Below are 9536 nucleotides of genomic sequence, written 5' to 3'. Positions count from 1 at the left end.
GGCCCGCCCCGGCCGCACCCACCCGGCCCCCTCCCGCGAACGGCGCAAAAACGCCTCTGAACGCATATATTATCCAATCATCCCGCGCCCATCGAAGCATAGGAGCTCCTCACGGAAGCGCCCCGCAGACCCCCTTCTGACCTGCATACAATCTGACGCACAGGACGTCTGTGACGGAAGGGAGGGACCCATGGAGCAAGAGGCGTCGCCGTCACTGCGCGTCGAGCGCCAAGAGGTCGGGTTCGACTCCGCGGACGAGGTCTCCCGCATTCACGGCTACGTCTGGAGGGGCGTGGGAGAGGAGCCCCGCGCCGTGGTCCAGCTGATCCACGGCATGGCGGAGCACGTCGGGCGCTACGACGAGTTCGCCCGCCACCTCGTGCGGCGGGGCTACGCCGTCTGCGGGCACGACCAGATCGGCCACGGCCTCAGCGCTCCCGCAACCAAGTGGGGCGTCCTTCCCTCGCNACGGTGTTCACACACGGCGGCGCGCGGCCCTTGGGGAACCGCGCCCACGGCTCGGGGAGCAGACATGGGCAGCACCATCGCATTCGCGTCCGTCGCCATCACGGCGGCGCTCGTCCTCTACACGGCAGGCGTCTTTGGGGAGCGCAGGCACCACTACCTGGGCAAGGCGCAGCTCGCGCTCTTCTGGGCGGGACTTGCCTGCGACAGCACGGGAACCGCCCTCATGGGCAGCTACGCCCGCACCAACGGCATCTCGGGCCTGGGCGTCCATGCCGTGACGGGCGCCGTCGCCATCGCGCTCATGCTCGCCCATGCCGTCTGGGCCAGCCTCGTCGTCTGGCGCGGGAGCGAGCGGGCCNGCCACGAGATCTTGAAGGAAGACGCGCGCGAGCTCGTCTTCGACGACGTTACCCGCTGGTTCGACGAGCACTTGGGAGAAGAGAGATGAGCAAGGACTACGTCATAGCCCTGGACCAGGGCACCACCTCGTCGCGCGCCGTGCTCGTCGACCGCGAGGGTCGCATGGTCGACTGCGTGCAGCGCAGCTACCAGCAGATATATCCCCAGCCCGGCTGGGTCGAGCACAACCCGCAAGAGATACTCCTCTCGCAGCTGGGATCGCTCACCGAGCTGGTGAGCCGCCACGGGCTGAGCGAGCGCAACGTGGCGGCCATCGGCATAGACAACCAGCGCGAGACCACCATGGTCTGGGACACCAGCACCGGAGAGCCCATAGCCAATGCCATCGTGTGGCAGTGCCGCCGCACGGCGGACATGGTGCAGGAGCTCTGCGGCACGGACGAGGTCCGCCGGATGGTGCAGGGCAAGACGGGCCTCCTGCCCGACGCCTACTTCTCCGCCAGCAAGCTACGCTGGCTGCTCGACAACGCGCCCGGCGCACGCGAGCGCGCCGAGGCGGGCGAGCTCCTCTTCGGCACGATAGACAGCTGGCTCGTGTGGGTGCTCACCGGCGGCATGGTGCACGCCACGGACGAGACCAACGCCAGCCGCACCCTGCTCTACGACATCCACGAGGGCCGCTGGGACGAGGGGCTGCTCGCCCTCTTCGACGTCCCCGCCTGCATGCTCCCCGAGGTCAGGCGCTCGGCCAGCCTCTTCGGCGAGACGAGCTACCCCGGCGTGCCCGCGGGCATCCCCATCTGCGGCGTGGCGGGAGACCAGCAGAGCGCCCTCTTCGGCCAGTGCTGCTTCGAGGCGGGAGAGGCGAAGAACACCTACGGCACTGGCTGCTTCCTGCTCATGAACACCGGCGACGTCGCGGCTCGGTCCAAGAACAACCTGGTCACGACCATCGCCGCGGCAGCCCCCGGCACCGAGCGCACGCAGTACGCGCTCGAGGGCAGCGTCTTCGTCGCAGGGGCGCTCATCCAGTGGCTCAGGGACGAGCTGGGGCTCATCCGCAGCGCGGAGGAGACCGAGTACCTGGCCCGCAGCGTCCCGGACAACGGCGGGGTCTACATCGTGCCCGCCTTCACGGGGCTTGGCGCCCCCTACTGGAGACCCGAGGCGCGCGGCCTCATCTGCGGCCTCACCCGCGGGACGACGCCCGCCCACATCGCCCGTGCCGCCCTCGAGGCCCTAGCCTACCAGACGACCGACCTGGTGAGGGCCATGGAGGCGGACGCCGGACGCGTCCTCTGCGCGCTCAACGTGGACGGCGGTGCCTCCAGGAACGACTTCCTGGCGCAGTTCCAGGCGGACGTCCTGGGCATGCGCGTGAGGAGGCCCCAGAACATAGAGACCACCTCGCTGGGGGCCGCCTACCTCGCCGGCCTCACGAGCGGCTTCTGGTCGGGCACGGACGAGCTGCGCGGCCTGCGCGGCGACGATGACTGCTTCGAGCCCCGGATGGGGCGTCCCGAGGCAGAGCGGCTGCTCGCGGGCTGGGCACGGGCCGTGGGCCGGGCCATGTGAGGCACCGGCAGCGGCGTGGACCATCCCCTCTCCACAGTGAACAACGCACGGCTCGATTCACCACCGGCTGTCTATAGTGAACGGTGTTCACACACGGCGGCGCGCGGCCCTTGGGGAACCGCGCCCACGGCTCGGGGAGCAGACATGGGCAGCACCATCGCATTCGCGTCCGTCGCCATCACGGCGGCGCTCGTCCTCTACACGGCAGGCGTCTTTGGGGAGCGCAGGCACCACTACCTGGGCAAGGCGCAGCTCGCGCTCTTCTGGGCGGGACTTGCCTGCGACAGCACGGGAACCGCCCTCATGGGCAGCTACGCCCGCACCAACGGCATCTCGGGCCTGGGCGTCCATGCCGTGACGGGCGCCGTCGCCATCGCGCTCATGCTCGCCCATGCCGTCTGGGCCAGCCTCGTCGTCTGGCGCGGGAGCGAGCGGGCCCGCCAGGGCTTCAGCCGCTACTCCGTCGCCGTCTGGCTCGCGTGGCTCGTCCCCTACCTTGTGGGGCTGCTCATGGGCATCCCCGCACTGGGCATGACGGGCACGAAGGCCGGCGTCGCCTCCGTCGCCATCGTCGCCGCGATCGCCCTCGTGCTGCGCCTGCGTCAGGAACCCACGACGCACGAGGACGCCGGCGGCACGCGACGCCAGGCATAGACACCCCGACAGGACCAGGAGGCAAGGATGCCCAGGAGACGCACGAGCCAGGAGCAGATACTCGACGCGGCCTGCGGCCTGGCGCGGAACCACGGCCTCGACGCGATCAGCATCCGCGGTGTGGCGCGTGCCTGCCAGATCTCCGTCGGTTCGGTCTACAACTACTACCCCTCGCGCGACGAGCTGGTCGCGGCCACGGCGGAGGCGCTCTTCAGGGACGCCTTCTTCGCGGACTTCTGCCAGGCCCGAAGCCAGGAGCCCTACCTCGACTACTGCCGCCGGCTCTTTGCGGGCCTGGACGAGCGCCTCTCTCCCCTGGGCTCCAACTGGCTCGCCCAGCTCCACGCCCTGGGCCCCGGGGGGCGCGAGGCGGGACGGGAGCGCATGGACGCCCTCCTCTCGCACATGCTGGAGGGCCTGGCGCACGTCCTGGAGTCGGACCCCTCCGTCAGGCGAGAGGTACTCCGGGGCCAGCTGGAGCCCGAACGCATCTGCAGGCTTACCCTTGACGCGATGTTCGACGCCCTCAGGCGGCGCTCGGACTGCCAGACCCTCTTCGCCCTGATGGAGCGCGCCCTCTATGGCGGCGGCTAGCGCCTCGGGCCGCGAGCGGGGGGCGGAATCACGGAGGGAGAGGTAGCACGGGCATCCGTCGTGCAGAACTCGCCCGAGTTGACAGATTGGTGCCATCTCGGGCGAGTTCTGCACGACGACGCCAAGCTTCGCCGCCTAGTCCCGCGACCTAGGGAGCTGTTCCTCTCCCCCGGAAGGGGGAGCCACGTCCCCTCCGCCCCTCCCGGGCAGCCTCCCCGCCCGGCGCAGCGCGTCCCGCACGATCCACTCGACCTGCGCGTTAGAGCTGCGCATCTCGTCCGCCGCCCACCTCTGGACGGCGGACCAGAGCTCGGGGTCGATGCGCAGGGGGTACTGCTTCCTCGCCAACGCGACGCACCGCCCTACTGGTACAGGCTGCCGGTGTTGAGCACGGGCTGCGCCTCGGACTCACCGCAGAGCACCACCATGAGGTTGGATGCCATGACGGCCTTGCGGTCGTCGTCGAACTCCACGATCCCGCCGTCCGAGAGCTGCGCGAGCGCCATGTCCACCATGCTCACGGCACCCTCGACGATCTTCTTGCGTGCGGCGATGACGGCGTCGGCCTGCTGGCGGCGGAGCATCGCCTGGGCGATCTCGGGCGCGTAGGCCAGGTGCGTCAGGCGCGCGTCGTCCACGGCGACGCCCGCGACGGCCAGCTTGCGCTCGAGCTCCGCCTTGAGGCTCTCCGAGACCTCCTCGATGTTGGAGCGCAGGGTGATGGAGCTCGCGCTCTCGTCCTCGTCCTCCATGTGGTCGTAGGCATAGATGCTGGCAACGTGGCGCAGCGCGGTCTCGGTCTGCATGCAGACGAAGCTCTCGTAGTCATCCACGTCGAAGACAGCCTTCGCCGTGTCGGCCACGCGCCACACCACCACGGTCGCAATCTCTATGGGGTTGCCCATCTTGTCGTTGACCTTGAGGCGGTCGCCGTTGAGCGTGCGCGCGCGAGTGGAGATCTTGGCACCGTGCACGTGGGACGGAGAGCCCGCGCTGGCGCTCGAGATGCCCGTGAGGGAGGCGGCTATGTCCACCGAGGGCGAGGCGTTGGAGCTGCCCAGGTTGCGGGAGTAGAAGGGGTTGGCCCAACGCAGCCCCTCGTCACGCACCGTGCCCACGTACTTGCCAAAGAGGACGCAGATGCGTGCCTGTCCCGGCTGCAGGGTGAAGAAGCCGCAGCTCAGGATTATTGCCACCGCCAGCATGACGAAGCCCAGCGGAATGGCCACCCAGGCAGTCACGGGGGCGACGAGCCCCAGGTCGTCGTAGAGGCTGACGTTCATGATGCCTCGCACGACCATGTAGACGCTCGCCAGGTACAGGACGACGACCACCAGGAGCATCGCCCAGCCAGACGCCGCGTGGGCCTTCTTCTCTACGCTCATGTCTCGTTCCCTTCTGCGCGAGGGGCCGACCTCCCCCGTGGAGGCGCTGCCCTCGTGTCCCTCCCCGCACGGAGAGGCTGAGGTCATAGTGATATCACTTTGAGGTCTTGTCAACGTACCATAGGAGAGAAGGAGAGAAACGCTCCAAAATCGTGCGCAGGTCACTCCCGGTCTGCGCGCCGTGCCGACAAAAGGCCAGGTCAGTGCGATTTCGTGCGCAGGCCATTCCTCGTCTGCGCGCCAAGAACCCCACGACGCACTCCAAAACGCCCATTGACTCGCGCAACCGAACCCCGCGCGCCTGCCCCCGCGCCCCACGCACCTACCCCCGCGCCCCACGCACCTACCCCCCACGCCTCGCGCGCTCGCGACCCCCCCCCTGTGACATCATGGAACCAGCCACGGACCAGGGAGGCCAGGATGGACGAAGCACTGCTGCAAAGGCTCCGGGCCTACGCGCGGGACCACCACGACCAGGAGCTCGAGCTGCTCCGCACGCTCGCCGGCATCCCCGCCCCGACCCGCCACGAGGAGCGCCGGGCGGCCTTCGTGGCGGAGTGGCTCAGACGGCAGGGCGCAAACGAGGTCTGGGTGGACGGGCAGAAGAACGTCCTCTGCCTCCTCAGACGTCCCTCGGGCGAGAGCGACCACGCCGCGCCGTCCAGGCCCCAGACCAGCCCCGGAACGCCGTCCCCCTACCGTGACCTCGTCCTCTTCTGTGCCCACACCGACGTCGTCTTCGACGACGTCGAGCCCTTCGAGGTGCGCGAGGAGGGAGGGCGGCTGCTCGCGCCGGGCATAGGCGACGACACGGCGAACCTCGTGGCGCTGCTCATGGCGACGAGCTGCCTGTTGGAACACCCACAAGAGCTCGCTGCGGCTACCGCACGGGCAGACCTCCTCGTCGTAGCCAACAGCTGCGAGGAGGGCTTGGGCAACCTCGACGGGACCAAGGCCGTCTTCCGCTGGCTGGAGGCCTGCGGCACTACCGTGCGAGCGTTCGTCTCGCTCGACCTGTACCTGCCCCAATGCATAGGCGTGGCCGTGGGCTCCGAGCGCTGGAGGATCGAGGTCAGGACCCAAGGCGGGCACTCCTACCACGACTTCGGCCGCCCCAACGCCATCGCGCACCTCTGCCGCGTCGTCGGCGAGCTCTATGCCAGCACGCTGCCGCAGGACCCGACCACGGGCGCCCGGGCCACCATCAACGTGGGACGCATCGAGGGCGGGAGCACGGTCAACGCCATCGCGTCCCAGGCGAGCTGCCTCTTCGAATACCGCAGCGAGTCCGCGGCAAACCTCGCAGCGATGCGCAAGCGGCTGCAAGAGGTCGTCGCCAACGCAGGCGAGAAAGGCGTGCGCGCCTCGCTCGAGTGCATCGGTATGAGGCCCGGGAACGCGGACACCCGCCCCGAGACGCAGGAGCGCGTCACGAGGCTCGCCTGGGAGGCGATCCGTTCCATCACGGGAGAGGAGCCCGACCCCTCCCCCGCCTCCACGGATGCCAACATCCCCCTCAGCCTGGGGATTCCCGCCCTCACGGTGGGGACGGTGCGTGGCGGCCTCCTCCACACCAGGGACGAGTGGGTGGACCCCGGGAGCCTGGAGGACGGGCTCGTCCTGGCCCTCGCGCTGATGCTCGAGCTGCCCGACGCGGCAATGCCCCAAGACGACCTCATTCACAAGCTAAATTGCCCCCAAGCCCCCAGAATCACCTCCCACGGCAGCGAAAAGTGACAAGTCACAGGTCACTGGCGTAAGATAATCCAATGCTTTTTGGGGTGCCGTGCCCCCGGCCCTGCAGGAAGGCGAGAGGAACCAGCGTGACCGACGACAGCGACCGCATGCCAAGGGTCGAGGACGAGCCCAGCCTGACGGGCGAGGGCAACGCCCCGCGCCACATGACGGTGAGCTGTCCCTGGCCCAACGGGCAAGAAGAGGTCGTGCTCCCCGAGCACTCGGCAGCCGAGCACGCACGCATCGAGCACGTCGATGCGGCGCTGGAGCCCGCGAGTGCGGCGTCGCCCGATGGCGTCGGCACGCTCTCCGAGGACGAGCGCCTGGAGCCTGGCGCCACCTCCGCCGCGGCACTAGGGAACGCAACGCCCTCCCAGGCGCTGGACGAGCAGCTCCCCACCATCGAGGCCGCGCCCACCCCCAAGGAGGAGGACGCCATCGACGACGGCAGCGCCCTAGGGCCGGACGCGACGGGAGCGGTGAAGGCGGCGGACGTGAGGGCCCCCAAGATCGAGCAGGGCTGGGCCGTCGACGAGGGCACGGGGACGCTGCCGGGAGACCGAGGGTTCCCCCACCTGCTCGTCGCCGGCATCATCGCGGTCCTGGTCGCCATCCTGGGGTCCAGCCTTATCCTCACCAGCTGCTTCGGGCTCTTTTCCGACCCCGAGGTACCCAACGTCGCGGGCCTTGATGCCGCGTCTGCCCAGGCGGAGCTCGAGTCGCAGGGCTACGACGTCGAGGTGAGCGAGCAGGTCACCCAGAGCTCGGAGGACGCGGGCCGCGTGCTGGCAACGGAACCCACGGCCGGCAGCGCGCTTCCCAGCGGCGGGGACGTGACGCTCAAGGTGGGCAAGTCCCCCGAGGTGACACAGGCCGTTCCCGACCTGGTCGGGCTCTCGCTGGACGACGCCGTCACGGCGCTCGCGCAGACCAAGTTCTTCGTGAAGGACGACGTCACCTTCGCCTACTCGGACACCGTCGCCGCGGGAAAGGTGATCAGCCAGGGGCCCGAGGCAGGGGCCATGGAGGTCATGGGCACCAAGGTGGACCTCGTCGTGTCGGACGGCCCCAACCCCGACGCGGGCGACACCAGCGACTTCGCAGACGACAACGAGCAGAGCAGCGTCTCGATCCCGGACCTCAGGGGCATGACCGTGGCAAAGGCCACCGTGCTCCTTCGCGGTATGGGCCTCGAGGTGGCCAAGGGCGAGGCGGTCCTCACCGTCGACTTCGTCAACGGCACCGNAGGAGGAGGACGCCATCGACGACGGCAGCGCCCTAGGGCCGGACGCGACGGGAGCGGTGAAGGCGGCGGACGTGAGGGCCCCCAAGATCGAGCAGGGCTGGGCCGTCGACGAGGGCACGGGGACGCTGCCGGGAGACCGAGGGTTCCCCCACCTGCTCGTCGCCGGCATCATCGCGGTCCTGGTCGCCATCCTGGGGTCCAGCCTTATCCTCACCAGCTGCTTCGGGCTCTTTTCCGACCCCGAGGTACCCAACGTCGCGGGCCTTGATGCCGCGTCTGCCCAGGCGGAGCTCGAGTCGCAGGGCTACGACGTCGAGGTGAGCGAGCAGGTCACCCAGAGCTCGGAGGACGCGGGCCGCGTGCTGGCAACGGAACCCACGGCCGGCAGCGCGCTTCCCAGCGGCGGGGACGTGACGCTCAAGGTGGGCAAGTCCCCCGAGGTGACACAGGCCGTTCCCGACCTGGTCGGGCTCTCGCTGGACGACGCCGTCACGGCGCTCGCGCAGACCAAGTTCTTCGTGAAGGACGACGTCACCTTCGCCTACTCGGACACCGTCGCCGCGGGAAAGGTGATCAGCCAGGGGCCCGAGGCAGGGGCCATGGAGGTCATGGGCACCAAGGTGGACCTCGTCGTGTCGGACGGCCCCAACCCCGACGCGGGCGACACCAGCGACTTCGCAGACGACAACGAGCAGAGCAGCGTCTCGATCCCGGACCTCAGGGGCATGACCGTGGCAAAGGCCACCGTGCTCCTTCGCGGTATGGGCCTCGAGGTGGCCAAGGGCGAGGCGGTCCTCACCGTCGACTTCGTCAACGGCACCGTCGCCGCCGTCGAGCCCTCCACGGACAGCGTCGTAGCCGTGGGCAGCACGGTCACCATCCACGAGGCACAGCCCAAGGCCGACACGGCCAACTAGGCCGCGGGGCTAGGCGCCTGTCGGGACCACAGCCTCCTCCCACAGGACAAGCCGCTCCTCCTTGCCAACGGGCTCCCACTCCCCTCCCGCAAGCTCCGGGGCAGCGAGCAGCTCCAGCTTCTGGGAGCGGCTCGAATGGTGCAGGCGCCACTCCAACCTGCAGGCCGGCGATCGGCCCTCGCAGGCCCAGAGCCCCCGCAGGCCGACGGGCCGATGTCGCTGCGTGTAGCGGGCCCCAGGAGACCTCTGGGAAAGATGTTCGCGCAGGCGCCGCACCACGTCCGTGGTGATGCCGGAGTAGAGCGAGCCATCCTCGCATTCCAGCACGTAAACGTAGTAGGTCCTTGGCTTTGGGGCCGATTCGCCCGAGACGGGCCGTCCCTTTTGCCCGGCGGACGGCTCAGCCTCAGGCAAGGTGCGGGCCCTCGTCGTCCCAGATAAGGGGAAGTCCCATTCCCGCAAGGGCCTCGACCACGTCGCGCAGCCCCTCGGGAGCGCCGTCGTGGCCAAAGCCGCTCGCCCCCATGCCCGCGCCGGCGCACTCCAGGGACCAGTGCCATCCGCCCGGGCGCGCCGGTGCGCCCCCGCCGTGCTCCCAGG

10 protein-coding genes and 1 pseudogene are annotated in these 9536 nt (G+C 69.5%); 7 read left to right on the top strand and 4 right to left on the bottom strand.

Annotated elements, in window-relative coordinates; all coding sequences use genetic code 11:
* Positions 1 to 190: 190 nt before the first annotated feature.
* The 4 genes from BQ7388_RS12825 to BQ7388_RS01735 all read left to right on the top strand — a co-directional run bounded on the left by BQ7388_RS12825 (position 191) and on the right by BQ7388_RS01735 (position 3651).
* Entirely contained in the window at positions 191 to 916 is a 726-nt protein-coding gene (locus BQ7388_RS12825; protein ID WP_234946761.1) for an HsmA family protein, read from the top strand.
* A complete protein-coding gene (glpK, locus tag BQ7388_RS01745) occupies positions 913 to 2403 on the top strand; it encodes a glycerol kinase GlpK (protein ID WP_072499641.1) in 1491 nt (496 codons plus the stop codon). Before BQ7388_RS12825 ends, glpK begins: the two co-directional genes overlap by 4 nt.
* 144 nt (positions 2404 to 2547) lie before the next feature.
* Positions 2548 to 3057, top strand: coding sequence for an HsmA family protein (locus BQ7388_RS01740; protein ID WP_072499640.1), 510 nt, complete (start codon positions 2548 to 2550; stop codon positions 3055 to 3057).
* Between the two features lie 27 nt (positions 3058 to 3084).
* The gene (locus BQ7388_RS01735) at positions 3085 to 3651 is read left to right on the top strand and encodes a TetR/AcrR family transcriptional regulator (RefSeq protein ID WP_072499639.1); all 567 of its coding nucleotides are present in this window, start codon (positions 3085 to 3087) and stop codon (positions 3649 to 3651) included.
* Positions 3652 to 3786: 135 nt separating this feature from the next.
* On the opposite strand, the gene BQ7388_RS01730 is transcribed toward BQ7388_RS01735, so the two are convergent.
* Both BQ7388_RS01730 and BQ7388_RS01725 read right to left on the bottom strand, forming a co-directional pair.
* On the bottom strand, positions 3787 to 3999 hold the full coding sequence (locus BQ7388_RS01730; RefSeq protein ID WP_009279561.1) for a type II toxin-antitoxin system antitoxin: 213 nt from the start codon (positions 3997 to 3999) through the stop codon (positions 3787 to 3789).
* A gap of 14 nt (positions 4000 to 4013) precedes the next feature.
* Complete coding sequence (locus tag BQ7388_RS01725; RefSeq protein ID WP_072499638.1) at positions 4014 to 5036, bottom strand: SPFH domain-containing protein; 1023 nt, start codon at positions 5034 to 5036, stop codon at positions 4014 to 4016.
* Between the two features lie 420 nt (positions 5037 to 5456).
* Between BQ7388_RS01725 and BQ7388_RS01720 the strand changes: the two genes are divergently transcribed.
* The 3 genes and pseudogenes from BQ7388_RS01720 to BQ7388_RS12820 all read left to right on the top strand — a co-directional run bounded on the left by BQ7388_RS01720 (position 5457) and on the right by BQ7388_RS12820 (position 8936).
* The gene (locus tag BQ7388_RS01720; protein ID WP_072499637.1) at positions 5457 to 6773 is read left to right on the top strand and encodes a M20/M25/M40 family metallo-hydrolase; all 1317 of its coding nucleotides are present in this window, start codon (positions 5457 to 5459) and stop codon (positions 6771 to 6773) included.
* Between the two features lie 32 nt (positions 6774 to 6805).
* A pseudogene (locus tag BQ7388_RS01715) lies at positions 6806 to 7825 on the top strand (PASTA domain-containing protein); the annotation flags it as partial.
* Positions 7826 to 8090: 265 nt separating this feature from the next.
* Positions 8091 to 8936 (top strand): PASTA domain-containing protein, encoded by an 846-nt coding sequence (locus BQ7388_RS12820; RefSeq protein WP_072499635.1) that lies wholly within the window; start codon positions 8091 to 8093, stop codon positions 8934 to 8936.
* Positions 8937 to 8945: 9 nt separating this feature from the next.
* Here the strand turns inward: BQ7388_RS12820 and BQ7388_RS01705 are convergent, their stop codons facing one another.
* Together BQ7388_RS01705 and BQ7388_RS12815 are read right to left on the bottom strand one after the other, a co-directional pair.
* Positions 8946 to 9350: a GIY-YIG nuclease family protein gene (locus BQ7388_RS01705; RefSeq protein ID WP_083558182.1), complete on the bottom strand. Its 405-nt coding sequence runs from the start codon at positions 9348 to 9350 to the stop codon at positions 8946 to 8948.
* Positions 9343 to 9536: hypothetical protein (locus BQ7388_RS12815; protein ID WP_234946760.1), on the bottom strand; the 194-nt coding region annotated here is incomplete at its 5' end. The genes BQ7388_RS12815 and BQ7388_RS01705, both read right to left, overlap by 8 nt.

Origin of the sequence: Olsenella phocaeensis (genome assembly GCF_900120385.1) — a bacterium.
Taxonomy (GTDB): domain Bacteria; phylum Actinomycetota; class Coriobacteriia; order Coriobacteriales; family Atopobiaceae; genus Olsenella_I; species Olsenella_I phocaeensis.
The sequence above is the reverse complement of the archived record's forward strand: the minus strand, read 5'-3'. Positions and strand labels throughout refer to the sequence as shown.